Raw genomic sequence first — 447 nt, 5'->3', positions numbered from 1 at the left:
TGGTGAATGCCTTGGAAAATGGAGCCGAAGAAGGACGTGATTACCTGCGAAAAGTCTGGGGGAGCTGGAAGTAAGCTGCGATCCCGGAATGTCCGAATGGGGAAACCTAACATGATTTATCTCATGTTATCTATAAGTGAATACATAGCTTATAAGAAGGGAACCTAGGGAACTGAAACATCTTAGTACCTAGAGGAAAAGAAAATAATAATGATTCTGTTAGTAGTGGCGAGCGAACACGGAACAGGCCAAACCGTTCTACGGGGCGGGGTTGTAGGACTTTTGTTAGAGTTACAAAGTTATTGTATAGTAGAAGCTATTGGGAAGTAGCGGCATAGAGGGTGATACCCCCGTATACAAAATGCAATAACCTCGAGAAAGTATCCTGAGTACGGCGAAACATGTGAAATTTTGTCGGAATCTGCCAAGACCACTTGGTAAGCCTAA

General features: G+C 43.6%; 1 rRNA gene. It reads left to right on the top strand.

The features are described 5' to 3' along the window. Positions 1 to 447: ribosomal RNA gene (locus CLM60_RS00005) — 23S ribosomal RNA — on the top strand; the annotation flags it as partial.

It is taken from the genome of Actibacterium ureilyticum (assembly GCF_002285435.1).
GTDB classification, from domain to species: Bacteria; Pseudomonadota; Alphaproteobacteria; order Rhodobacterales; family Rhodobacteraceae; genus Actibacterium_C; species Actibacterium_C ureilyticum.
Note: the sequence above shows the minus strand (reverse complement) of the source record. Positions and strands in the feature narration are given on the sequence as shown.